Consider the following 25,341-nt stretch of genomic DNA (forward strand, 5'->3'; position numbering starts at 1 on the left):
TTAGCGCCCCTTTATTTACCTCTCGGTCAGTTTCAACTCGATGCGGCGGTTTCGGGCGCGGGCATCAGGTGAATCCGAGGCTTCCAGCGGCTGATACTCACCGAAGCCTGCCGCCACGAGGCGGTTGGCCGGAACGCCGTTGGCGATCAGGAATTTCACGACCGCCGCCGCGCGGGCCGAAGACAGTTCCCAATTGTCGCGGAAACGTCCCGTACCGGCGAGCGGCACATTATCGGTGTGGCCATCCACGCGCAGCACCCAATTGATATCGTCCGGGATTTCCTTGTTCAGCTCGATGACGGCGTCGGCGAGCTTCTTCATCTCCACTTCGCCAGCCGGGTTGATGTCCGACGATCCCGTCGGGAACAGCACTTCCGACTGGAAGACGAAACGGTCGCCGACAATGCGGATATTGTCCTTGTCGGAGAGAATTTCACGCAAGCGCCCGAAGAAGTCGGAGCGATAGCGGTTCAGTTCCTGTACGCGCTGGGCAAGCGCCACATTGAGGCGCTTGCCAAGGTCGGCAATCTTGGCGTTCGATTCGCGGTCGCGGCTTTCCGATGCGTTGAGTGCGTCTTCAAGCGCTGCAATCTGGCGGCGCAAGGCGGAAATCTGCTGGTTCAGCAGTTCCACCTGACTGAGCGCGCGGGCGCTGACCTGTTTTTCCGCATCGAGACTTTCAGACAGTTCACCGGCGCGTTTTTCGGCGGCGGCACCCGCGCCGTTGCCCTCGTTCAGCAGTGTTTGCAGGCGCGAACGCTCGCTTTCGGCAGAGGAGAGCGAGGCTTGCAGATTGGCGATAGTGTCCTGCATATCCTGCGAATTGCTCTTCTCCAGCGACAGAAGCTGGGTCAGTTCCTGAATCTGGCTGTTGAGGCGGGCCAGCACGCTGTCCTTATTATTGACCTCGCGGCTGAGCAGAAACTGCGCCAGCACGAAGACGGTCAGCAGAAACATAATGGCGAGCAGCAGCGTCGTCAGCGCATCGACGAAGCCCGGCCAGTAATCGACATGCCTTTGCTGGCGGCGGTTGCGGGCAAGAGCCATGAGCCTTACTCCGCCTTATCGCTTGGATGTGTATCGTTGCGATCAGACTTGCGTTCGTGCGACGTCGCGCCAATGGCCTTGGACAGCCGGTCGAGCGTCTGGCGGATAGCCTTTTGCTCGTCCGCCTGCTTTTCCACCCAGTCACGCATGATCTGCTGTTCGCTGCGCATGCTTTTCACCAGACCCTGAATACCCTCGGCCAGATTGGCGAGCGCAGCCGTCGTGCGCTGGGTGGAATCGCCGCCCTGCGTCTTCAGCCGCTCGGCCAATGCATGCAGTTCGCCTGCCTGACCATTTTCGGCGTTGAGGTCGGAACCAAGATCGGTCACGGAGGAAAGCCAGTTTTCGAGCTCGGTATAGAAACGGTTCTGGGCGCGGCCCGCCTGCAGATCTAGGAAGCCCAGAATGAGCGAACCCGACAGACCGAACAGCGACGACGAGAAAGCGGTGCCCATGCCGGACAGCGGCGCCTGCAAACCGGCCTTCAGCGCATCCAGCACATCGCCGGTACTGCCAGAGCTTGGGTCCAGCGTCTGGATGGTGCGCCCGATGGAGCCAACGGTTTCGAGAAGGCCCCAGAACGTGCCGAGCAGGCCGAGGAAAACCAGAAGCCCGATGAGATAACGCGAGATGTCGCGGCTTTCATCAAGGCGTGTCGCGATGGAATCGAGGATCGAGCGCATTGACGTGGTCGTCAGCGCCATCGATTGCCGACGTCCGATCAGCGCACGCATCGGCGCAAGCAGGACCGGCGGGCGGGTGGTGCCGTCGCGGTCGCCATCGCGGAAGGAATTGACCCAGCGGATTTCCGGCAAAAGGCGCAGAACCTGCCCGAAAGCCAGCAATATGCCGACCAGCAGGACGCCGAGAATGAGGCCGTTTAGGCCGGGATTGGTAACGAAGAAAGTATGGATCTGCCGCATCAGCACCGCTGCCAGAAAGGCAACGATGATGAGGAAGATCACCATGGATAATATAACGATACGCGGGCTGCTCAGGCGATAGGGGTCATAATCGCGTCCCTCATCCAGACGTGTTCTCGGTTCCCTAAAGTCACTCATGCGTTCCGCTCCATCGTCGGCTGTTTGACGGGGAGCCTACTTCATAATTTTGTGAAGCGGAATCGCCTGAGCAGGAAAAAATGAGCTGTAAAAAACTTCAGCGCGCCGGTGGCGCGCTGAATAAGGTTTCATCAGATGGAGTTTGGTCTGGATCAGATCGGCTTCTTGATCGTCTTGAGAAGTGCTGCCTGTACGGCTTCGTTGCCAGCAACAATGTTCTTCTTTTCGAACATGTTCTGTCCGCCGTCCTTATCGGAGACGAAACCGCCAGCTTCGCGGATCATCAGCATGCCTGCGCCGATATCCCATGGATTGACGCCTTCTTCCCAGAAACCATCGAGGCGACCGGCGGCGACATAAGCAAGGTCGAGTGCGGCAGCGCCCAGGCGGCGGACACCGGCTGTTTCGGCCATAACATTGCGCAGTTCGACCAGATAATGGCCATGATGGCCGCGACCAAGATGCGGGATGCCGGTGCCGATCACCGTATCGACCAGCTTGGTGCGGGCTGCAACGCGCAGACGACGATCATTGAGGAAAGCGCCACCACCGCGTTCGGCAGTGTAAAGCTCGTCCATGGCCGGATTATAGATCACGCCAGCTACGATCTGTCCCTGACGCTCAAGAGCGATGGAGACTGCGAAAACCGGGATACCGTGAAGAAAATTCGTTGTGCCGTCGAGCGGATCGATCAGCCAGCGATGCTGTCCGTCCTTGGCTTCCACCTCGCCGGATTCTTCCATCAGGAAGCCGAAATCCGGGCGGGCGCGGCTCAATTCCGTATAGATGATCTGTTCCGCCTTGCGGTCCGCCTGGCTGACATAGTCGCCGGGGCCCTTGAGGGATACCTGAAGATTCTGGACTTCGCCGAAGTCGCGGGCAAGGTTACGACCAGCTTTCATAGCGGCCTGTACCATAACGTTAAGAAGGGCTGAGCGGGCCATTTCTTTATCCTTTTTGGCAAGATCCCACGGCCATCGAAAAGGCGTGGATATGGGCGTGGATCGTGCAGTTAAACAGATCCTTGAAAATCCGGGCGCATACACGCACACAGGCTTTCGAGGAATTGAGCAATCTGAGAAAGAACAGTCGCGGTTCAATCGCGACAAGCTGCGATGCCCGTTGGGGCATCGCAAAAGACGGGCGCTGGATTAAGCGCGGCTGACGTAGGTCAATTCATTGGTGTCGACGATCACGCGCTCACCGGAAGCGATGAAGGGCGGAACGAGGATACGGATGCCGTTTTCAAGCACGGCAGGCTTGTAGGACGAGGCTGCGGTCTGGCCCTTGACGACCGGATCGGCTTCGGTGATTGCCAGCGTGACCTGATCCGGCAGACGAATGCCGATCGGCTTTTCTTCGTAGAGTTCGACGGTGACCATCATGCCGTCCTGAAGGAAGGCAGCGCGGTCGCCCACGAAATCCTTCTGGAGTTCGAGCTGTTCGTAGGATTCCGTATCCATGAAAATCAGCGCTTCGCCCTGTTCATAGAGGAACGAAAAGTCCTTCTGCTCGAGGCGCACGCGCTCGACGGTTTCAGCGGCACGGAAACGCTCGTTGAGCTTGGTGCCGGTGATGAGGTTCTTCAGTTCGACCTGATTGTAGGCGCCGCCCTTGCCGGGCTTGACGGCGTTGGTCTTGACGGCAACCCAGAGCCCGCCGTCATGTTCGATGACGTTGCCGGGACGGATTTCGTTACCATTGATCTTCATGAGCTTGATCCGGAATGAATTGAAACCAATTGCGGTCCGGCGCACGACGACAGAAAAGGCAACCGCCCGGCTTTTTTACGGGGATTGCGTAAGCGTCTTATACTCGAACCACGATAATCGGCGTCTCCAAGACCACAAAATGGCGCTTTGTGCAAGCCTGAGCGCGAAAAGAGAATCTTTTGGAGACGTAGAATCGTCAGAATTGCTAGCGAACTCTGAGATCGTTAGCCGTCTCGATGGCCTGTTTGATCTGATCATCGGCCAATCCGTCCATCAGATCGTTGAGGTCGGGCGAGCGAAAACCGGCGCGCTGCGCAATGATATACCATGCCGCTGCCTTCACGGAATCGCCATCGGTGCCGATCCCGTCGCGATAAAGCCGGGCAAGCCAGACTTGCGCCATCACCATGCCGCGCCCGGCGGCAATCTGAATCCAGCGGAAGCCCTGTTCATAGTCCTTGTCGCCGCCACGGCCCTCCACCAGCCAGCGCCCAAGATCGAACTGGGCCGTGTCATAACCTTTGCGTGCCGCGCGGATCAGATATGTGCGGGCCTTGTTGTCGTCACGGGCGATCTTTTCGGTGCCATTGGCATAGATCTGGCTCATCGCATATTCGCCGTCGGCAAGCTTTGCCTCCGCCGCTTTCTCGAACCATGGGAAAGCAAGATCAAGGCCGGGTTTGCCGGGATGTTTCACCATCAGCATCTGGCCCCAGTTGAACTGGGCCATGGCGTTGCCGCCTTCGGCTGCCTTCTGCATCAGGGCTTCGGCCTTGGCCTGATCCTTCTTGACGTAAGTGCCCTGTAGCAGCAGCGCCGCATAGCGGAACTGCGCCTCGGTGATGCCCTTTTCGGCGGCTTTGCCATACCATTCGGCTGCGAGCTTCTGGTCGGCAGGGATGCCCATGCCGCGCGCATACATTTCGGCAATCAGCGTCTGCGAAGCCGGATCGCCTTTTTCGGCCTGCGGTTTCGCCAGATTGAAGGCGGTCAGATAAAGCCCGCGCTGGAAAGCGCCGAAGGCCTCGTCGGCAGGCTTGTCGCCGAAGCGGCTCAGATCGATGGCGGGCATCGGGTCCGTCGTCGCGGGCTGTGGCAGCATCACCGGCTGCTTCGCGGGCTTGTCGCTTTTCTTGTCCTTGTGAGTACCCTTGGCACTATCGCTCTGGCTTTTCGCAGGCTCGCCTGCAGCGGCAGCCGGCAGGGTGGGCAGCGCGAATGTCAAAGCGGCAGCGAGAAGAAGTTTGCTCTTCATGGGCATCAACAAGACCTTGGGAATGGAATGCGTTGGCTTAGTTTTCAAAACGCGGCGCGTGTTCATCGAGAAGGCGGTTTGCTTCCGCAACCGCTTTCGCCGGATCTTCCGCCTCGAACACGGCGCGACCGAGCGCCACGAAATCCGCGCCAGTCTCGGCTGCCGGGATGATGCTTTCAAGCGTGTTGCCAGCCTGCGCAATGGAGGGGATTTCGACCATTTGCGCCCACCATTCGGCTAGCGCAAGATTACGCGGATGTGCGTCCGGCTTGTTGTCCGCGCCGATCTTGCCGAAGAAAATATAGTCCGGCTGCAATTCGCCGATTTCCATCGCGCCATGACGGTCGCGCAGATTGCCGGTGCCCACGATCATTTTCGGCGTGTGCTTTTCGATGGCGTCTGCAAGCTCAGCCGCTTTGCCTTCAATATGCACGCCATCGGCGCCGACACGGCCAGCAATGCGCGTATCGTTCAAGATGAGGGCTGCGGCACCCTTTTCCTGGATGATCGGCACTGCCTTTGCGGCGACGGCCTGAAAGGTTGCTTCATCCAGATCGCCGGTGTCGAGAATCACACTTGCGACATCGCCGCCGGAAAGCGCTTCCGTCAAAAGTCTGGCCAAAACCGCGCTATCGGCAGTCGGCGGGGCGACCAGCACGATGCGGCAGCGTTCGGGTTCGGTCTTGGGAGCGGACTTGTTCATGGGGCGAAGCCTAACGAGAAAAACATGATGGAATTCGGGCAAGAGTGAAGTTCTGTTTATCCGAAACGGAAGCAGCGCTCTATCTATTTGTTTTGGCGCAAATATGCGCCTGGCTAATTGTCCTGATGCGTGTATGCGATCCAACCGGCCAAGAGCAAGCCTGCGCGCGTCGAGGCAACCCTGCCGGAGAAATCCGATAGCCGCTTAGCATTATGTTATCCACTGGAACGAAAGTTGATCGGAACCAACCCCGTTCTGCCGGGATTAATGGGTATATAAGCCCATCAAACGTCGGGCAATAAACGCTCCGATGAAGCATGTGGCTTTCATCCGATCTCCCATTCGGAGAGCTGCAACTTGAGAGATTGGAGAGCGTCGCGGTCCCAAGCGCCGGTGCTTTCCAGCAGAGACAGACAGGCTGGTAAATGACGATTGCGACCGCTAGAGAAGCGATGCCCGCGCCGACCGCGAAAGTGCGCGACACGCGCATTGACGTGTTTCGTGCACTTGCCCTGCTGACCATTTTCATCAACCACGTGCCGGGCACCATCTACGAGCATTTCACGCACAAGAATCTCGGCTTCTCCGATTCTGCGGAAGCCTTTGTGCTGATTTCCGGTATGGCCGTGGCGCTGGCCTATGGCGGCAAGTTCGGCCCCGGTAGCCGCCTTCTGCTGACATTGAAGATGTGGCGTCGTGCGGGTGTGCTTTATACGACCCACATCATGACGACCATGGCGACGATCGCCATCTTTGCTTCCGCTGCGATTTTTCTGAAGCGCGCCGAGCTGCTCAAGGAAATCAATATCGAGCCGCTGCTCAAGCACCCGGTGGAATCGCTGTTCGGTCTCGTCACGCTGGGCCATCAGCTGGGCTATAACAACATCTTGTCGATGTATGCCGTCATGCTGGTCCTGACGCCGATGCTGCTACTGCTGGCGCGCATCAGCCTGCCCCTGATGCTGGGTGTCTCGGGCGTGGTGTGGTTCCTGTCGGGACTTTATAACGTCGCGCCGATCAATTATCCGACGGAAGGCGTCTGGTTCCTGAACCCGCTTTCCTGGCAGTTCCTGTTTGCCATCGGCATTGCAGGCGTGATGCATGTGCGCCGCGGCGGCCAGTTGCCCAACCATCCGGCGCTGATCGCCCTTGCCGTTGGCTATCTGGTGCTGGCGCTGGCCTGGGTCCGCATTCCGCTTTGGGGGATCGATGCCTCGATGGGCCTGCCGATGGTCATCACCGGTTTCGACAAGACTTTCCTGTCGGGCCCCCGTCTGCTGCACATTCTGGCGATGGCTTATCTCATTGCCGTTGTGCCGACGCTGAACAATATCGCCCGCACCGCGCCGGATAATCCGCTCGCCATCCTCGGCAAGCATTCGCTGCCGGTGTTTATCGCAGGCACGCTGCTTGCCATGGTGGCGCAGGTGATGAAGCTCGTGAACCCGGGTGGTCTGCCTTACGACACGCTGCTGATCGCAACCGGTATCGTGATGCAGTTCGCGCTGGCCTATTATCTGGAGTGGCTGCCGACGATTGGCTGGGGCAAGAACGGTGCGGCTGCGAAATCTGCCAAGCCTGTTGTGCCTGCCGCCGAGCCGGTGAAGATGCAGTCAGGACCGAAGCCGCAGCCAGCGCTGCAGCGCTATTGATAAAAAGCCGCCTTCGGGCGGCTTTGTCTTTCTGCGCGGCCGTCCCGCTGGCATTTTCCACAGGTCCAACTCAAAATTAACCATTCATTAATCTTAAGAGGGTTTAATCATTTACATCCAGTTCGGCTGGATTCTTACCGAGTGGTTTTGCCACTCTGTTTGACGCCTCCCTGTTAAACTCCTGAGAGCCGCCATTGCGGCTCTTTTTTTGTGCCTGCAAGGCTCTAACCGCCAGCGTTTAAACGCATGAGGGGAACCGGAAACCGGTTCGACCCGTTCTGCTTGCAGGGATAGTTAACTACCCCTTGAAAATGTTAACCGAACGTTAAACATAATCTTGCGCGACCGTGCATGAAGGTGCAGTTTATCGTGGACTTGTTTGTCATGACAGTTCCGTCCGAACGTCCTGCGTGATCGAAAGACGGTTCAGCAATTTTCAGTCGCGTCCATTTTTCGGATGGATGCGGGCAACGGAATGGGCCGCCGATGCAGGCGGTCACGCAAGGTGGCAGAGCAGTGATTAGCGAACAGAGACAGATGCCGAGCAATATGATCAGCCTCGCGGAGCGCATGGTCTTCTCGGATTCGTTCAAGCCGATCTACAGCCAGGGCATGGATATGGTCGAGGAAGCGGCAAGCTATCTCGACGGTGAAGGCCGTGAAGAAGCGCGCAACCTGTCAAGGATTGCCGCAACCCTTTATGCCGCCGAATCAATGCGCCTCACCACCCGTCTCATGCAGATCGCTTCCTGGCTGCTGCTCCAGCGCGCCGCCCGCAACGGTGAAATGAACCGCCAGCAGGTGTCTGCCGAAAAGGCCAAGGTGCGTCTCGACACGCCATCGGCTGGAGAAGGCGCGCCGGGCTGGAACGAGTTGCCTGCTGCCTTTGCCGAACTCGTTGAACGCTCGATGCGTTTGCAGGCGCGCGTGCGCCGCATGGACCGCGAAGTCTATGGAGATGTGGTTTCCTTGCAGACCAATCCGCACGACAACCCGGTTTCCGAACAGATTGTGTTGCTGAAGACGGCTTTCGGCGCCTCTTGAGGGACAGCTGATATTTCGGCTTTGACGGCCTGCTAATGGCGTTGTTTTCCGCTTCCGGTGCTCACGTACCTTATGTACGCTGCGCTCCGGATCTCAAAGCCCACCATTTTCGGGTCGTCATAACCGAAATCTGCGCTGCCCCGACCGTGCTCTCGGTGCATGTTTCTCTTTTGTTCACTTTTCTGCTGTCAAGTGAATCCGTCTGAGGATAGGGTTCGCTTATGAAAGAAACGATTCGCATTATTGGCATCGATCCGGGCCTGCGCCGCACGGGGTGGGGCATTGTCGAATCGCTTGGCAATTCGCTGCACTTCATCGGCTCGGGCACGGTGACGTCGAATGCCGAGATGGATCTCGCCTCGCGTCTTTGCCAGTTGCATGAGGGGCTTTCCAAAGTCTTGCATGAATTCATGCCGCATGAAGCTGCGGTCGAACATACTTTCGTCAACAAGGATGCGACCGCAACGCTCAAGCTTGGCCAGGCGCGCGGCATCGCGCTGCTGGCACCGGCCCAGGCAGGTCTACCGGTGGCGGAATATGCGCCGAATGCGGTCAAAAAAGCGGTGATCGGCGTCGGTCACGGCGAAAAGCAACAGATTCACATGATGGTCAAAGTACTGATGCCGCGTGCGTCGTTCGATACGAGCGATGCCGCCGATGCGTTGGCTATTGCCATTTGCCATGCCCATCATCGTCAGAGCATTGTAAGCGCCCGCCGGATGCAGGCGTTGTTAGCGGGGTAGAACCGGAATGATCGGCAAGCTTAAGGGCGTGATCGATGAAATTGCCGAGGATCATGCCGTCATCGACGTGCATGGCGTCGGCTATGTGGCGTTTTGTTCGGCGCGCACGCTGGGCAATCTCGGCGGAGCGGGCGAGGCGGCCATTTTGTTCATCGAAACCTATGTCCGCGAGGACATGATCCGCCTTTACGGTTTCGCCAATCAGCTTGAGCGTGAGTGGTTCCGCCTGCTGCAAAATGTGCAGGGCGTCGGCGCCAAGGTGGCTCTGGCCGTGCTTGGCACATTGTCGCCGTCGGAACTTGCCAATGCGATTGCGCTGCGAGACATCGCCATGGTGTCGCGTGCACCGGGCGTCGGCAAGAAAGTGGCGGAGCGCATCGTCACCGAATTGAAGAACAAGGCCCCGGCTTTCGCTGGTGAGGCGAGCGGCACCATCGGGCTCAAGCAGGAACTTGGAGCCGGTGCGGCCCCGGCCCCCGTCGCGGATGCCGTGTCGGCGCTTTCCAATCTCGGTTATTCGCGCGATCAGGCGGCGAATGCCGTCGCGGCTGCGCTGAAAGAAGCGGGCGAGGATGCCGATTCGGCAAAGCTCATCCGGCTTGGTTTGAAGGAATTGTCGCGGTGATTAGCTTGTGTCGGCGATATGTTCATGCGAGGAGGAAGGCATGAGCGACCGCAACCCTCTCATCGATGCCGACAAACGCGTGGACGAAGACAATACGCTGCGCCCGCAGACGCTTGACGATTTCGTGGGGCAGGCAACGGCGCGCGCCAACCTCAAGGTCTTCATCGAAGCGGCCAAGGTGCGCGGCGAAGCGCTGGATCATGTGCTGTTCGTCGGACCTCCCGGTCTCGGCAAGACGACGCTGGCGCAGATCATGGCCAAGGAGCTGGGCGTCAATTTCCGCTCCACCTCCGGCCCGGTCATCGCCAAGGCTGGCGACCTGGCGGCTCTGCTGACCAATCTCGAAGAGCGCGACGTGCTCTTCATCGATGAAATTCATCGTCTGAGCCCCGCTGTGGAAGAAATTCTCTATCCGGCGATGGAAGATTTCCAGCTCGATCTGATCATTGGTGAAGGCCCGGCAGCGCGCTCGGTAAAGATCGATCTTGCCAAATTCACGCTGGTTGCGGCGACGACGCGTCTTGGTCTCCTGACCACGCCTTTGCGCGATCGCTTCGGCATTCCGGTACGGCTCAATTTCTATACCGTCGAGGAACTCGAATATATCGTGCGCCGTGGCGCGCGCATCATGCAGATGGGCATTTCGCCGGATGGTGCGCTGGAAGTCGCGCGCCGCTCGCGAGGCACGCCGCGCATCGCCGGACGCCTGCTGCGCCGTGTGCGCGATTTCGCGCTGGTCGCCGGTAGCGACGTCATCGACCGCAAGATTGCCGATGAAGCGTTGTCGCGGCTTGAAGTGGATAATCGCGGCCTCGACCAGCTCGACCGGCGTTACCTCAATATCATTGCTCGCAATTTTGGTGGCGGTCCGGTCGGGATCGAAACCATCGCGGCGGGACTTTCCGAACCGCGCGATGCGATTGAAGACATTATTGAACCCTATCTCATCCAGCAGGGCTTTCTGCAGCGCACGCCGCGCGGTCGCGTTCTGACGGCGATTGCGTGGCAGCATCTGGGATTGCCTGCGCCCGCCGAAATCATCCAGCAGGCGCAATTCGGCCTCTTCATGGAAGACAATGACTAAGACAACCGGGACTGATCGAAACGACCATGCGGCGCTTGAAGGCGTATCGGGTGCGCTGAAAGACGGGGCGCATCACCTTTATGCGCGCATCTATTATGCCGACACGGATTTTTCAGGTTTTGTCTATCACGGGCGCTATCTGGAATTTTACGAGCGCGGACGCACCGACTTCTTGCGCTTGCAGGACGTGCACCATATCGAGCTCGCCGAAGGTGCGCTTGGTGAAGAAATGGTCTGGGTCGTGCGGCGCATGGAGATCGATTACAAGTCTCCGGCCCGGATGGACGATCTGATCCTGATTGAAACGCGTGTCAGCGAAATACGCGGCGCGCGGGTCATCATGGCGCAGACAATCACCTGCGAAGGGCGCCTGCTTTCGGAAGCGAAAGTGGAAGCGGTGATGATCACCAAGGAAGGCCACCCGCGCCGGATACCGGACGAGTGGCGCGAAGCGTTTACCAAGGGACGCTGATTTTCTGCCGCCCTCCCAAGAATTGAGGGTGCGCCTATCGCGTTTATTTTTAAAGCGCTGGCTCATTTGATGACCGAATTTGGCATCCTGGGCCGTTATTGGTGCAAATGCTAACGCATCTTTAACCATAATCTCCGATTAATCATCCTGACGGAATCGGTTGAAGGGCAGGCGGCAAGCGCAGCGCCTTCCTTTCACCAAAATTAACCGTAACAAGCGCCGTAGGGATTTAAAGTTGTAAATCCGGCATGTGTGCTTTGGGGCGGTTGCGATGCGAATGTCTGCATGTCCTGCCTGGATGTGCGAACAGCGCTTGAAGCAGTTTCGGGAAAAGTGCCGAGCGTTTTTCCTGATCCAACTGCATCGAACAAGACGTAAAGCTGCGCAGATTTGGATCACCCGCATCAAAGGGCGATCCGTGACGATTTGCGATGCCGCCCGGTCCCGTGCCGGGCGTTTGGATTCAAAAACAGGATATTTCCAGCAGAAGTACGAAACGGCTCTGCGGATGGAAATGCCTAAAGACAGAGAAGGTTGGGGTCTGCGGTCCGGGTGTCGGACCGGCAAGAACCTCGAAACGGTGGATCGATGGAAAATGTTGCGTTAGCGGCCCCCGCCGCCGATGTTACCCTCTGGGGCCTGTTCATGCAGGCAAACTGGGTGGTCAAGCTGGTCATGCTGGGCTTGCTTGGCGCTTCGGTCTGGACCTGGGCTATCGTCGTGGACAAGGTGATCGCCTATAGCCGCGCACGCCGCGCCATCGACCGCTTCGAACAGGCTTTCTGGTCGGGCCAGTCTCTGGAAGAACTCTATCGCAATCTGGGCGAACGCCGCACCACCGGCATGGCGTCGATCTTCATGGCCGCCATGCGCGAATGGAAGAAATCCTTCGAGAAGGGCGCACGTTCCCCCATCGGCCTTCAGATGCGTATCGACAAGGCGATGGATGTCGCGTTGGCGCGTGAAAGCGAAAAGATGGAATCGCGTCTCGGCTTCCTCGCCACCATCGGTTCCGCGGCGCCGTTTATCGGTCTGTTCGGTACGGTTGTCGGCATCATGACCTCGTTCCAGGCCATCGCGGCCTCCAAGAATACCAGCCTTGCGGTTGTGGCGCCGGGTATCGCCGAAGCCCTTCTCGCGACGGCCATCGGTCTTCTTGCCGCTATCCCGGCCGTTATCGCCTACAACAAGCTCTCGTCCGATGCGGGCAAGATCGGCGGACGACTTGAGGGTTTTGCGGATGAGTTCTCCGCCATACTGTCGCGCCAAATTGATGAGAAGCTGACGCCGCGCAGCTAAGCGCCTTCCAGCGAATACGGCAAATCGAGCTTTCGGGAATTTTGCAATGGGCATGTCGGTCGGAAATGGAATGCAGTCGGGCGGACGCCGCAGGCGCGGTCGCAGACAAGCATTGATGAGTGAAATCAACGTTACGCCGTTCGTCGACGTAATGCTGGTGCTGCTCATCATCTTCATGGTCTCTGCGCCGCTTTTGACGGTTGGCGTGCCGATTGACCTGCCGGATACGCAGGCCAAGGCGATGAACGCCGATACGCAACCGATTACCGTTTCGGTCAGCAATGAGGGCAAGATCTACTTGCAGGAAACCGAAATTCCGATCGAAGAGGTTGTGCCGAAGCTTCAGGCCATTTCCAAGACGGGGTATGACGAGCGCATTTTCGTGCGCGGTGACAAGGCTGCCGATTACGGCACCGTCATGAAGGTCATGGCCCGCATTTCCGCCGCCGGTTTCAAGAATATCGGCCTTGTGACTCTCCAGGAGCAGGATAGCTGACGCCATCATGAAGGCTGGCCTGACATCTTCTGTAGCGCTCCATACCATCGTCATTGCGCTGGGGCTCTTTTCCTTTTCCTCGCCGAAGGCTTTCGACGTGCAGGATTCGGAATCGTTCCCGGTCGACATCGTGCCGATTGAATCCATCACGCAAATTCAGCAGGGCGAAAAGACGGCACCCATGAAGGAGAAGTCTGCGCCGATCCCGACCACCAAGCCGCAGACCGTTCCCGATGCCCAGAATGTCGGCGATCAGGACGTAGACACCACGACCCCGCCGAAGCCCGATACCAAGGCAAAGCCTATCGAGGCGGCGGAAGAGCCCAAAGCCCAGCCGGAACCGGTGAAAAAGCCGGAACCGAAGCCGGAGCCAAAACCCGAACCAAAGCCGGAAGAAAAGCCGACGCCGGTTCCCGCGACCGAAATGCAGGCCAAGCCTGAACCGAAGCAGGAAGTAAAGCCTGACCCGGTGGCGGAAGCCATCGAAAAGCAGGCCGAAACGCCGGATGCGAACACGCCGAAGCTGCCGGACAATGTTCCCGCGCCGCAGTCCAAGCCGAAGCCGCCCCAGGCGCAGACCGCCAAGACGCCGGATCGCAAGCCGACGGAAGAAAAGAAGCCGACGCAGTCCGCATCGCAGACCTCGCAGTCGAAGAAGGATGCGATTGCCGATGAGGTTGCAGCCCTTCTCAACAAGCAGAAGGCTTCCGGTGGTGGCGCGAAACGTTCGACCGATCAGGCTTCGCTCGGCGGCAAGAAGAATACCGGCGGCTCGAAGCTGAGCCAGAGTGAAATGGATGCGCTGCGCGGTGCGATTTCCAAGTGCTGGAACGTGCCAGCCGGTGTGGCCGATGCGCCGGGGCTGGTTGTGACCGTGAAGATGAAGCTGAACCAGGACGGATCTATTCAGGGCGTCCCGGAAGTGACATCCGGCGGCGGCGGCGACGGCGTTGGTCGCGCGGCGGCGGAAAGCGCCAAGCGCGCGGTTGCACGCTGCGCCCCGTATAATCTGCCCGTCGACAAATATGATTCATGGTCGGAAGTGATCGTCAACTTCGACCCGAGCGAAATGTTCTGATCGGGGTTTCCCGGTCGCCAGACTAAATGAAGCCCAGTAGGGGCAAAGGACAAAAGAGGTCCCAGAAGATATGAAAACCGGCATCATGAAAACAAAGATCCGGACAGTCCTCTCGGCTTTCGCCTGCATGATTGCCGCAAGTCTTGTCTGCACCATGCCAGCGCGCGCCGTGGTGGAAATCAACATCAACAAGGGTGTGATCGAGCCTCTGCCGATCGCCATCACGGATTTCCTGTCCGCGGACCAGCTTGGTCCGAACATCACGTCGGTCATCGCTGCCGATCTTGAGCGGTCCGGCCTATTTGCGCCCATCGACAAGGGTGCCTTCATTGAAAAGATTTCCAATCCCGATGCCGCGCCGCGCTTCGAGGACTGGAAGGTCATCAATGCGCAGGCACTGGTTACTGGTCGCATCACCAAGCAGCCGGATGGCAGGCTGAAGGCGGAATTCCGTCTCTGGGATACGTTTGGCGGTCAGCAGATGATCGGCCAGCAGTTCTTCACCTCGCCGGATAACTGGCGTCGTGTCGCCCATATCATCGCCGACGCCATCTATGAGCGCCTGACGGGTGAAAAGGGCTATTTCGATACGCGCATCGTTTTCGTCGATGAATCCGGCCCGGCCCAGAAGCGCATCAAGCGCCTCGCCATCATGGATCAGGACGGCGCGAATATCCGTTATCTATCCGATGGTCGCGACATGGCGCTGACCCCGCGCTTCTCGCCGAACCGTCAGGAAGTCACCTATATGTCGTTCGCTGGCGGTCAGCCAAAGGTTTACCTGCTGCAGCTCGAAACGGGCCAGCGTGAACTGGTCGGCAATTTCCCAGGCATGACCATCGCGCCGCGCTTCTCGCCGGATGGCCAGAAGGTCGTCATGAGCCTGCTTCAGGACGACGGCAGCGCCAATGTCTACGCAATGGATCTGCGCTCGCGCACCACGACCCGTCTGACCAACAGCCAGGCGATCGATACCAGCGCTTCCTATTCGCCGGATGGTTCTCAGGTTGTGTTCGCATCCGACCGCGGCGGTCGCCCGCAGCTCTATATCGCCGGTGCCGATGGCTCCAATCCGCGCCGCCTGTCGATGGGCGACGGCAGTTATTCCACACCGGTCTGGTCGCCGCGTGGCGATCTCATCGCCTTCACCAAGCAGTCGCAGGGTCAGTTCTCGATTGGCGTGATGAAGACCGACGGTTCGGGCGAACGCCTTCTGACATCGGGCTTCCACAATGAAGGTCCGACCTGGGCACCGAACGGTCGCGTGCTGATGTTCTTCCGCAAGGCGGCAGGCGCGGGCGGTCCAAAACTGTTCACCATCGATCTGACAGGTCGTAACGAACGTCAGATCCAGACGCCGAATTTCGCGTCCGATCCGGCCTGGTCGCCGCTGCTCGAATAGGCTGACGGTCGGAGAATCATAAAAAGATTAAGGCGCGGGATTTTGGTTCCGCGCCTTTTTCATTGGTCCTTATCGCGCGATATGCGATGTTTTTGGCCTACATTTAAGGCGATTGCCATAATCCGCCCCAAAAGCCCTGTTTCTGCCGCATTTTGCCATCAAGGCCTGAAAGCAGAATTGCAGTCGGAAACGCCGGTTGCATTTGGTCTCAAGACAATATTAACCATACTTCTTGAGCCTGCATTAACCTCGATATGATTATTGGTTGGTTACGCAGGAACATCAAATCTTAAGGAGCCTCGGCCCATGCGCCGCATCCAGTCGATTGCACGTAGCCCGATCGCTATTGCCCTATTCATGTCGCTCGCCGTCGCCGGTTGCGCATCCAAGAAGAATCTCCCGAACAATGCCGGTGATCTCGGCCTCGGCGGTGCAGGCGCGGCAACGCCCGGCTCGGCGCAGGACTTCACGGTCAATGTCGGCGACCGCATCTTCTTCGATCTCGACTCGTCGCTGATCCGCGGAGACGCACAGCAGACGCTTTCGAAGCAGGCCCAGTGGCTGCAGCGTTACCCGCAATATTCGATCACCGTCGAAGGTCATGCTGACGAACGCGGCACGCGCGAATACAACCTCGCTCTCGGCCAGCGTCGCGCTGCCGCCACCCGCGACTTCCTCGCTTCGCGTGGCGTGCCGACCAACCGTATGCGCACCATCTCTTATGGTAACGAACGTCCGGTCGCAGTTTGCGATGCCGACTCGTGCTGGTCGCAGAACCGCCGCGCAGTCACCGTTCTCAACGGTGCCGGCAGCTAAAATTTGCAAACGCACAACAGCGTTGCAGGAAAAGCGGCCTTCGGGCCGCTTTTTTTGTTTTCATGCCAATTGATGAGGCATTTCGACAAACTTTGGCCGAAGTCACGCCTGTCATAGTGAACCGAGATCAGGGAAAGCATCTTTGCTTTTCGCGGATTTGCTCTAAAAGCGGAACTGGCCGTGCGGTATGGCGTGTTCAGCAAGCATTCAGGCGCGGCACTCGATCATCCTGTTCATTGTAAACTCGCAGGGGCAATAGGGAATGAGGACAACAATGAGGAAAGTGACACTGGCAATCGCCATGCTGCCGCTTTTGGCGAGTGCTCCGGTTTTGGCGCAGACTGGCGATCCGGGTGCAAACCAGTATTCGCAGCAGGTGTGCAATCTCGCGCATCAGAACGCGCAATCCTACAGCAAGATCCTGCAGCTCCGCGACAGAATCGTGAAAATCCATCGCGATAACGAAGCCCGTTTTCAGGCGCTCGAAAAGGGCAAGGGCGGCGGACAGAATCGCGTCAGCGTTGGCTCGACCGCTATTCTCGATGACGCCATGCGTGGCGGCGGTGCATCCGCACAGAATGGCGGCTACCAGAGCCCCGGCATGTTGCAGGAACTGGTGCGTAACCTGACCGGCAAGATTGAGGATGTGGACGCGCAGATCGCCTTCACCGACAATCAGCTGCAAAAAACGCAGGAAGACAACGAATTCCGGTTCGAGGAACTCGAAAAGAAGAACGGCATCACCTCACCGGCTTCGAGTGTGGCGGGTCAGTCGGCTGCAGCCGCACCGGCCCCGGGCGCCGATCTTTGTGCGCAGGGCGGAGGCGATGCGGTCAGCATGGCCGATACGCTGGGCATGCGCGCTGAGGCCATGAACTTCCAGATCCTCGAAATGCAGGATCAGATGCAGAAAATGCAGGAAGAATATGAGCAGCGCTTCCAGTTTCTTGAAACGGGCAAGCGCGCCGAAACCGGTGAGCGGTTGGGCAATGGCGGCGGTTCCAGCGATGGTAGCGCTCTCGCCAGCAGCGGTGCCGCCGGAAACCCTGATGCCGGGGTTTCCGCAAGTGCCGGTCAGGATGGTTCGATTTCGGACCGGACACCAGCTCTGGATGCACCGCAGACCGCACAATCGGGCGCAGTCGGCGCCGATTCTCTTGCTACTGGTACAACCGGTTCGGGCGCGATGGCGCAGGGCGGCCCCCAGCGCGGCGAGCCGCCCCAGACATTGGGGTCTATCCGGTTCGATTCCAGTGGCAATGTAATCGGCGATTCGTTGAGTGCTACACCACGCCCCGTCGAACAGGGCGGTCTGCCTGCTGGCCAGAGTTCCGCTGGGAATGGCGGCGCGCAGGACGGCACGGCGGTTGCTTCGCTGCCAATGGGCGATAATCCGAACACGCTCTATCAGGCGTCGTATCAGTATCTGATGTCGGGTGACTACAAAGCTGCCGAATCGGGTTTCCGCCAGCATGTGAAGCGCTATCCGGCTGATCCACAGACGGCGGAAGCGCGCTTCTGGCTGGGAGAATCGCTTTACGGTCAGGGGCGTTATCCGGAAGCCGCGACCGTGTTCATCGACACGCAGCGCGACTATCCCGATTCCCGCCGTGCGCCGGAAAACATGTTCAAGCTCGGCATGACGCTTGAGAAAATGGACAATCACGACGTTGCCTGCGCGACTTTCGAGCAGATTCCGCAACGTTATCCCAAAGCGGCTCCCGCCATTTTGAAGCGCGTTGCCGAAGAACGCACACGCGTAAAGTGCTGATTGCGGAGTTGTTTCGTGGGGCTTTCCCCGACTGATATTTTTAAATCTTTTCATCTGGATCAGGCAAAGACTGTTATTGCGGCCGTTTCCGGTGGCAGCGATTCGCTGGCAATGCTGTTCCTGCTTAAGGATTATTTGGCGACACTGGTTCACTGCCCGGCATTGCTGGCGGTGACTGTTGATCATCGCTTGCGTCCCGAATCAGCCGAAGAGGCTGAAAATGTCGGGGTGCTGTGCCGTGAACACGGTATCGCGCACCGCATTCTGGCATGGGACGATCCCAAGCCGACGCAGGGGCTGGCCGCAGCCGCGCGCAGCGCGCGCTACCGGCTTCTGGTGCAGGCGGCGCATGAAGCGGGCGCGGGTGTGATCGTGACGGGCCATACGCAGGATGACCAGATCGAGACTTTCCTGATGCGCAAGGAGCGCAGCCACCATGCGGAGGCGAGGGGGCTTGCCGCCATGGCCGCTCAATCGTGGCTGGAAGGGTCTGTCGAACTGATCCGACCGTTGCTTTCCGTTTCGCGGCAGGCATTGCGGGACGAACTGACGGCGAAAGGTCTCCGCTGGGTCGATGATCCGAGCAATGCCAATACGGATTACGAGCGCCCGCGTGTTCGCCAGGGCGCTGCCGCTGATGCCGATCCGCAGATCGTTCTGGCGCAAGTGGCTTTGGCCAGCGCGGCGCGCAAGCGCGACAACGCCGCTCTCGTTGCGGCCATGGCTGATCCCGCGAGTTTGCATGTGGATGTTAGCGACCGGATGGAAATCAACCCGGCCATTTATGCCTCCTTGCCCGAAACCGTGCGGCGGCTCTTTTCCGGCCTCGTGGCTTCCCTGGCTGGCGGGCGGCGTTTCCTGCCGGGCGACGCCGAGCGGGTGCGTATTGAACGCATCCTGTTGGGCGAACACGAAAGCCAAAAACACGAAAGATTGACCATTTTTGGCGCGTTGATCGAGCGGGGAGCCAAAGGGCAGCCGCATCGCTTTCGCCGCGAGCGGCGCAATTTGCCGTCCGTGCCGTTGCCCGCCGGGGGTAGTTGCATCTGGGATGGGCGCTTCCGCTTTTTCAATACAGGCGACCGCGATTTTGAAATCGCCGCGCCGGGACGACAGGCGCTGATCGATTTTCTGACCGATTCTCCAGTGTCCCTCCCGGAAAATCCTTCAGAAACAAATACGCGATGGCGCGAAGCGCTTCTGGTGCTGCCCGCGGTCTATGTGGATGGAAAGATTGTCTCTCTGCCGTTCCTTCCGGGGCAGAATCTCCCGGCGGAAGTTCGTATGGAGCGGCATTTCGCTTTGTTCGATCATGTGTTGCCGGGATATGATTTTGCACTTGCCCAGGCGATCGAGAAGCGGATTGGCCGTCAAACTTCGCTAAACTCCTAATTTTTATAAACCAGAGTGGGAAGAATCTCCCATGCGGCGTGATACGCGCCTTGGCAACGCCTTCCTTCGATCCTATGTTAGATCGAAACATCGTTCCGCGGTTGCGGAACGGCCGTGGTATCGATTGGACCCGATATGAATCCGAACTATCGCAACTTCGCCCTCTGGGCGATCATTGCTCTTCTTTTGATCGCGCTGTTCAACCTGTTCCAGAGCCCTGGTCAGCGCACGAATTCCCGTGAAGTTTCCTATTCGCAATTTATTGACGACGTATCCAATGGTCGGGTGAAATCGGTCACGATTACCGGCGAGCGCATTACCGGCACCTTTGCCGACAATGGCTCGACGTTCCAGACCTATTCGCCTGGCGATACGGGCCTCGTCGCGCGGCTTGAAAGCAAGGATGTTGCGATCACTGCCCGTCCCGAAAGCGACGGCTCCAGTTCGCTGATTGGCATTCTCCTGTCGTGGCTGCCGATGATCCTGATCCTTGGCGTGTGGATTTTCTTCATGCGCCAGATGCAGGGTGGCTCGCGCGGTGCGATGGGCTTCGGCAAGTCGAAGGCGAAGCTTTTGACCGAAGCGCATGGCCGCGTCACCTTCCAGGATGTGGCTGGCGTCGACGAAGCCAAGCAGGACCTTGAAGAAATCGTCGAATTCCTGCGCGATCCGCAGAAGTTCCAGCGTCTTGGCGGCAAGATTCCGCGTGGCGTGCTGCTCGTTGGCCCTCCGGGAACCGGTAAGACCCTTCTGGCCCGCTCGGTTGCGGGCGAAGCCAATGTGCCGTTCTTCACCATTTCCGGTTCGGACTTCGTTGAAATGTTCGTCGGTGTTGGCGCAAGCCGCGTCCGCGACATGTTCGAACAGGCCAAGAAGAATGCGCCTTGCATCATCTTCATCGACGAAATCGACGCTGTCGGTCGTCATCGTGGCGCCGGTCTCGGCGGCGGTAATGACGAACGCGAACAGACCCTCAACCAGTTGCTGGTCGAGATGGACGGTTTCGAAGCCAACGAATCGATCATTCTGATTGCCGCGACCAACCGTCCGGACGTTCTTGACCCGGCATTGCTGCGTCCGGGCCGTTTCGACCGTCAGGTCGTGGTGCCGAACCCGGATATCGTCGGCCGCGAACAGATCCTCAAGGTGCACGTGCGCAACGTGCCGCTGGCACCCAATGTCGATCTCAAGGTCGTCGCACGCGGTACGCCGGGCTTCTCCGGCGCGGATCTGATGAACCTCGTCAACGAAGCCGCCCTGATGGCAGCGCGCCGCAACAAGCGTCTCGTCACCATGCAGGAATTCGAAGACGCCAAGGACAAGATCATGATGGGTGCGGAACGCCGCTCCGCCATGACGCCGGAAGAAAAGGCCAACACGGCCTATCACGAGGCAGGTCACGCCATCGTGGCGCTCAACGTGCCTGCCGCTGATCCTGTCCATAAGGCGACCATCATTCCGCGCGGTCGTGCGCTGGGCATGGTCATGCAGCTTCCGGAAGGCGACCGTTATTCGGCCACCTATACCTGGATGGTGTCGCGTCTTGCCATCATGATGGGCGGTCGCGTGGCAGAAGAGCTGAAATTCGGCAAGGAAAATATCACGTCTGGTGCTTCCTCCGATATTCAGCAGGCAACCAAGCTCGCCCGGTCCATGGTCACCCAGTGGGGTTACTCCGACAAGCTCGGTCGTGTGGCTTACGGTGACAATCAGGAAGAAGTCTTCCTCGGTCACTCGGTCTCGCGCACGCAGAATATTTCGGAAGAAACCGCGCAGATCATCGATGCCGAAGTGCGTCGCCTGATCGACGAGGCCTATGCCGAAGCGACCCGCATCCTGACCAAGAAAAAGAAGGACTGGATCGCGCTCGCCGAGGGTCTTCTGGAATATGAAACGCTGTCGGGCGACGAGATCAAGGAACTGATCGCGGGCAACAAGCCGTCGCGCGATCAGGGCAATGATACGCCGTCGCGCGGTTCCGGTGTTCCGAAGGCGGGTAGCCCGCGCAAGCGCAAGAGCAGCGGCGAACCGGGGAATGAACCCGGCATGGAGCCGCAGCCGCAATAAGTTGCTTATGGCAAACAGACAAAGAAAGCCGGGTTTCGCCCGGCTTTCTTTTTGATTATATCTCCAAGACAGCTGCCAAGCCCTGCAAAGGCTCGGTTAACGATTTCGGTGCATCATCTTTTGAGGGATACAACTTTAGCGACCGGCATCGCTTTGGACGCTGCCAAAGACGAAATTGCATAGAACAGGCATTTTAGGATATTAACCCAGAAATTCGCCGTCAGAGTTGCGGGCCTGCGCGACTATTGCGCTCCGGTTGAAAGGAGCGGCATATATCGACGGCGCCGGGATGGCGAAGTGGCTCAACGCAAGGCTAAACATATGACACGGAAATACTTCGGAACTGACGGCATTCGCGGACAGGCGAACAGTTTCCCCATGACGCCTGATGTGGCCATGAAGGTCGGCATGGCGGTGGGCCATATTTTCCGCCGTTCGGGTCAGGTTTCGCGGGTGGTGATTGGCAAGGATACGCGCCGTTCGGGCTATATGCTGGAAAACGCACTGGTTGCCGGTTTCACGGCGGCGGGCATGGATGTGTTCCTGCTGGGGCCGATCCCGACACCGGCTGTCGCCATGCTCTGCCGTTCGCTGCGCGCAGATATCGGCGTGATGATTTCGGCTTCGCACAATCCCTATTACGACAACGGCATCAAGCTGTTCGGTCCCGATGGCTTCAAGCTGTCAGACGAGATCGAGCTTCAGATCGAAAAGTTGATCGAGGGCGATCTGTCGTCGCTGCTGGCAAGCCATGGGGCCATCGGCAAGGCCAAGCGCGTCGACGGCGACATCTATCGCTATATCGAATTTGCCAAGCGCACCATGCCGCGCAACATCGCGCTCAACGGCCTGCGTGTGGTGATCGATTGCGCCAACGGTGCTGGCTATAAGGTGGCTCCGGCAGCGCTCTGGGAGCTTGGCGCGGAAGTCATCACTATCAATGACGAGCCGAACGGCATCAATATTAACGAGGATTGCGGTTCGACCCATCCGATCGGCCTGATGAAGAAGGTGCAGGAACTGCGCGCCGATGTCGGCATTGCGCTGGATGGCGACGCGGATCGCGTGCTGCTCGTCGATGAAACCGGATCGGTAATCGACGGTGACCAGCTGATGGCGGTGATTGCCGAATCATGGGCCAATAGCGACCGGCTGACCGGCGGCGGCATTGTCGCGACCATCATGTCCAATCTCGGACTGGAGCGTTTCCTGACCGATCACAATCTGACGCTCGCCCGCACCAAGGTGGGCGACCGCTATGTGGTCGAGCATATGCGCGAACATGGCTTCAATGTGGGTGGCGAACAGTCCGGCCACATCGTCCTGTCGGATTTCGCGACGACCGGGGACGGACTGATCTCCGCCTTGCAGATATTGGCTGTCATGCAGGAAGCGGAAAAGCCGCTCAGCGACATCTGCCGCAAGTTTGAACCCGTGCCGCAATTGCTCAAGAATGTGCGCACTGCCGGTGGCAAGCCGCTGGAAAATAAGAATGTAAAACACGCCATCGATGAAGCGCGCGAGCGTCTTGGCGTGCAGGGCCGCCTCGTGATCCGCCCATCGGGGACCGAACCACTGATCCGCGTGATGGCCGAAGGCGATGATCGCGTTCTGGTTGAGAAAGTGGTCAACGATATTGTCGATGTCATCTCGTCGGTGGGCAACGCGGCTTAACTTAATAATAAAAATTTGAATGATTGAAACGGCGCGTCTCTACGCGCCGTTTTTATTTTAGCTACGTCTAAGATTTATTAAAAAGGATCGTTAAAAAACAAGGTTAAGTTGTAATTAACCTTTCAAAATTATGTTCCCTACAGAAAGCGAGGATGACGCTCTGGCGTCATGATATTTCAATGGGGCAGATGATGAACGGTCTTGTGAAAACTCTTTTCGGCGGCTTGGCTGCATCTGTCGCCATGATGGCTACGGGCGCTTTGGCGGCCGATATGATCGAACCGCCGGTGGTTCCGGAAGTTGTTGTAGCGCCGCCTGCCGTCGGCGGCTGGTATCTGCGCGGCGATCTCGGCTATTCCAAGCCGAAATTCAAGGATGCGGATTACTCAACGATCGACAATTGCGCGACATGCGGCGTTGATCGGACATTCGGCAGCAACACACTCTACGGCGACCTGAAAGGTTCGTTCCTGATCGGCGGCGGCGTCGGCTACCAGCTGACGGATTACTTCCGCACCGATCTGACGGTCGATTACATGACCCGTGCTAAGTTCGAAGGCAACACATTCGGTGAAGCCTGCAACGGCGATCTGAATTGCGCTTCCGATGAACGCGCCCATTTCTCGGCGCTATCGATCCTGGCTAATGCCTATGTCGATCTCGGCAACTTCAGCGGCTTCACGCCTTATGTCGGCGCCGGTATCGGTGGAACGCGCGTCAGATGGAGCGATCTGGACGATGTGCGCTATGGCGGCACCATGGAAGGCACAGCCAACTGGCGCTTCACCTATGCGCTCATGGCGGGTGCTTCCGTCGATCTGACGCAGAACCTCAAGCTCGATGCCGGTTATCGCTATCGCCATATCAATGGCGGCAAGATGTTTGAAGGCAACCGGTATATTGGCGACGGTTACGACAAGGGCATGGACATTCATGACTTCCGCGTTGGCCTGCGCTACATGTTCGGTGGATCGAATGCGCCTTACGCACCACAGCAGGTTTCGACCATTGTGGACGGCCCCGTCTACAAGTAAGCGAACACAGAGATATCTGATTGTTGAGGGCCCGGGAAACCGGGCCTTTTTCTTTGCGGCTTCGCTTGAATGACCCCCCAATTTTTATCGGGCGTTAACCATAGGTGTTCATAATTGAGATAATTCTTATGAGCGGGGTTCTCATCATGTTTGCGAAGTGGCGTGCTCTCGATCTGTCGGCCATTGTTCTGGCGGGTTTCAGCGTTGTATCCGTTGCCTCGGCGGCCGATCTCGATGCCGTCGGCTATGAGCCAATTGTCGAAGCGCAGCCGGTTGAAGTCGGCTCCGGCTGGTATTTGCGCGGCGATCTCGGTTACAATATCTCTTCCAAAACCGGCCTTTCGGCCCGCGATCAGTTCGGGAACAGCATTTCCGAAAGCTTCGATCTGGATAAGAATTTCGTGCCTTCGGTCGGTATCGGTTATCAGTTCACTGATTATCTGCGCGCCGACGTGACGGGCAGCTATTCCAAGCAGGATATGGAAGATTTTCCCGCCGAAGCCCGTATCTGGGACATGATGGCCAACGCCTATGTGGACCTCGGCAATTTCGCGGGCTTCACGCCTTATCTCGGCGGGGGACTTGGCTTCGCCAATGTGCGCTATACATTCGATACTGGCGTTGGCGATCTGAAGTCCGACGATGACTATCGGTTCGCCTGGGCGCTGATGGCTGGTGTCGGCATCGATGTTGCCTCGAACATCAAGCTCGATCTCGGCTATCGTTACGGCGTCATCAGCAGCGGTGATGTCGTCAGTGGCAATGGCATCACAATCAGCGATCAGGATATCAAGTCGCATCAGTTGCGCGCCGGTATCCGTTTCACGACCTGGTAGTCAGTGCGATTGAAAGCAGACTGGAAACAGGGCCCTTGCGGGCCCTTTTTTGTTGCGACCACACTGTTCTACGAATTT

General features: G+C 58.3%; 23 protein-coding genes. 17 read left to right on the forward strand and 6 right to left on the reverse strand.

Annotated elements, in window-relative coordinates:
* Positions 1–15 precede the first annotated feature (15 nt).
* The 6 genes from FIC94_RS15820 to FIC94_RS15845 all read right to left on the reverse strand — a co-directional run bounded on the left by FIC94_RS15820 (position 16) and on the right by FIC94_RS15845 (position 5,778).
* Positions 16–1,047: a peptidoglycan -binding protein gene (locus FIC94_RS15820; protein ID WP_140025499.1), complete on the reverse strand. Its 1,032-nt coding sequence runs from the start codon at positions 1,045–1,047 to the stop codon at positions 16–18.
* Between the two features lie 5 nt (positions 1,048–1,052).
* Positions 1,053–2,108 carry a MotA/TolQ/ExbB proton channel family protein gene (locus tag FIC94_RS15825; protein ID WP_140025500.1) on the reverse strand — a complete coding sequence of 352 codons (1,056 nt, stop codon included), beginning with the start codon at positions 2,106–2,108 and terminating at the stop codon, positions 1,053–1,055.
* A gap of 152 nt (positions 2,109–2,260) precedes the next feature.
* Positions 2,261–3,052, reverse strand: coding sequence for an inositol monophosphatase family protein (locus tag FIC94_RS15830; protein ID WP_109369754.1), 792 nt, complete (start codon positions 3,050–3,052; stop codon positions 2,261–2,263).
* Positions 3,053–3,259: 207 nt separating this feature from the next.
* The gene (gene efp, locus FIC94_RS15835) at positions 3,260–3,820 is read right to left on the reverse strand and encodes an elongation factor P (RefSeq protein ID WP_109369753.1); all 561 of its coding nucleotides are present in this window, start codon (positions 3,818–3,820) and stop codon (positions 3,260–3,262) included.
* A 205-nt stretch (positions 3,821–4,025) separates the two neighbouring features.
* Positions 4,026–5,075, reverse strand: a complete 1,050-nt coding sequence (locus tag FIC94_RS15840) for a tetratricopeptide repeat protein (RefSeq protein ID WP_140025501.1) — start codon at positions 5,073–5,075, stop codon at positions 4,026–4,028.
* A 37-nt stretch (positions 5,076–5,112) separates the two neighbouring features.
* A complete protein-coding gene (locus tag FIC94_RS15845; protein WP_109369752.1) occupies positions 5,113–5,778 on the reverse strand; it encodes a thiamine phosphate synthase in 666 nt (221 codons plus the stop codon).
* A gap of 452 nt (positions 5,779–6,230) precedes the next feature.
* On the opposite strand from FIC94_RS15845, the gene FIC94_RS15850 reads away from it, so the two are divergent.
* From FIC94_RS15850 to FIC94_RS15930, 17 genes are all read left to right on the forward strand, one after another.
* Positions 6,231–7,430, forward strand: coding sequence for an OpgC family protein (locus FIC94_RS15850; RefSeq protein ID WP_140025552.1), 1,200 nt, complete (start codon positions 6,231–6,233; stop codon positions 7,428–7,430).
* A 537-nt stretch (positions 7,431–7,967) separates the two neighbouring features.
* The gene (rcdA, locus tag FIC94_RS15855; RefSeq protein WP_121538711.1) at positions 7,968–8,474 is read left to right on the forward strand and encodes a protease adaptor protein RcdA; all 507 of its coding nucleotides are present in this window, start codon (positions 7,968–7,970) and stop codon (positions 8,472–8,474) included.
* A gap of 221 nt (positions 8,475–8,695) precedes the next feature.
* Positions 8,696–9,217 carry a crossover junction endodeoxyribonuclease RuvC gene (ruvC, locus tag FIC94_RS15860; RefSeq protein WP_002964793.1) on the forward strand — a complete coding sequence of 174 codons (522 nt, stop codon included), beginning with the start codon at positions 8,696–8,698 and terminating at the stop codon, positions 9,215–9,217.
* Positions 9,218–9,224: 7 nt separating this feature from the next.
* Positions 9,225–9,842: a Holliday junction branch migration protein RuvA gene (gene ruvA / locus FIC94_RS15865; protein ID WP_109369751.1), complete on the forward strand. Its 618-nt coding sequence runs from the start codon at positions 9,225–9,227 to the stop codon at positions 9,840–9,842.
* 40 nt (positions 9,843–9,882) lie between these two features.
* Positions 9,883–10,926 carry a Holliday junction branch migration DNA helicase RuvB gene (gene ruvB, locus FIC94_RS15870; RefSeq protein ID WP_109369750.1) on the forward strand — a complete coding sequence of 348 codons (1,044 nt, stop codon included), beginning with the start codon at positions 9,883–9,885 and terminating at the stop codon, positions 10,924–10,926.
* Positions 10,919–11,398 carry a YbgC/FadM family acyl-CoA thioesterase gene (locus FIC94_RS15875; RefSeq protein ID WP_109369749.1) on the forward strand — a complete coding sequence of 160 codons (480 nt, stop codon included), beginning with the start codon at positions 10,919–10,921 and terminating at the stop codon, positions 11,396–11,398. Before ruvB ends, FIC94_RS15875 begins: the two co-directional genes overlap by 8 nt.
* A 588-nt stretch (positions 11,399–11,986) precedes the next feature.
* Positions 11,987–12,697 (forward strand): protein TolQ, encoded by a 711-nt coding sequence (gene tolQ / locus FIC94_RS15880; protein WP_078339480.1) that lies wholly within the window; start codon positions 11,987–11,989, stop codon positions 12,695–12,697.
* A gap of 46 nt (positions 12,698–12,743) precedes the next feature.
* The gene (tolR, locus tag FIC94_RS15885; RefSeq protein WP_109369748.1) at positions 12,744–13,193 is read left to right on the forward strand and encodes a protein TolR; all 450 of its coding nucleotides are present in this window, start codon (positions 12,744–12,746) and stop codon (positions 13,191–13,193) included.
* 7 nt (positions 13,194–13,200) lie between these two features.
* Positions 13,201–14,271, forward strand: a complete 1,071-nt coding sequence (gene tolA, locus FIC94_RS15890) for a cell envelope integrity protein TolA (RefSeq protein ID WP_109369747.1) — start codon at positions 13,201–13,203, stop codon at positions 14,269–14,271.
* A gap of 70 nt (positions 14,272–14,341) precedes the next feature.
* Positions 14,342–15,673 (forward strand): Tol-Pal system beta propeller repeat protein TolB, encoded by a 1,332-nt coding sequence (gene tolB, locus FIC94_RS15895; protein WP_109369746.1) that lies wholly within the window; start codon positions 14,342–14,344, stop codon positions 15,671–15,673.
* Between the two features lie 306 nt (positions 15,674–15,979).
* On the forward strand, positions 15,980–16,489 hold the full coding sequence (pal, locus tag FIC94_RS15900) for a peptidoglycan-associated lipoprotein Pal (RefSeq protein ID WP_078339475.1): 510 nt from the start codon (positions 15,980–15,982) through the stop codon (positions 16,487–16,489).
* A gap of 262 nt (positions 16,490–16,751) precedes the next feature.
* Positions 16,752–18,260 (forward strand): tol-pal system protein YbgF, encoded by a 1,509-nt coding sequence (gene ybgF / locus FIC94_RS15905; RefSeq protein WP_140025502.1) that lies wholly within the window; start codon positions 16,752–16,754, stop codon positions 18,258–18,260.
* A gap of 15 nt (positions 18,261–18,275) precedes the next feature.
* Positions 18,276–19,652 carry a tRNA lysidine(34) synthetase TilS gene (tilS, locus tag FIC94_RS15910; RefSeq protein WP_140025503.1) on the forward strand — a complete coding sequence of 459 codons (1,377 nt, stop codon included), beginning with the start codon at positions 18,276–18,278 and terminating at the stop codon, positions 19,650–19,652.
* A 135-nt stretch (positions 19,653–19,787) separates the two neighbouring features.
* The gene (gene ftsH / locus FIC94_RS15915) at positions 19,788–21,719 is read left to right on the forward strand and encodes an ATP-dependent zinc metalloprotease FtsH (RefSeq protein ID WP_109369742.1); all 1,932 of its coding nucleotides are present in this window, start codon (positions 19,788–19,790) and stop codon (positions 21,717–21,719) included.
* Between the two features lie 321 nt (positions 21,720–22,040).
* Positions 22,041–23,393: a phosphoglucosamine mutase gene (gene glmM, locus FIC94_RS15920; RefSeq protein ID WP_121538558.1), complete on the forward strand. Its 1,353-nt coding sequence runs from the start codon at positions 22,041–22,043 to the stop codon at positions 23,391–23,393.
* Between the two features lie 191 nt (positions 23,394–23,584).
* A complete protein-coding gene (locus tag FIC94_RS15925; RefSeq protein WP_140025553.1) occupies positions 23,585–24,427 on the forward strand; it encodes an outer membrane protein in 843 nt (280 codons plus the stop codon).
* Between the two features lie 128 nt (positions 24,428–24,555).
* Positions 24,556–25,263 carry an outer membrane protein gene (locus tag FIC94_RS15930; RefSeq protein WP_235892027.1) on the forward strand — a complete coding sequence of 236 codons (708 nt, stop codon included), beginning with the start codon at positions 24,556–24,558 and terminating at the stop codon, positions 25,261–25,263.
* The last annotated feature ends 78 nt before the right edge of the window (positions 25,264–25,341 follow it).

The organism is Ochrobactrum teleogrylli (assembly GCF_006376685.1).
Classification (GTDB): domain Bacteria; phylum Pseudomonadota; class Alphaproteobacteria; order Rhizobiales; family Rhizobiaceae; genus Brucella; species Brucella teleogrylli.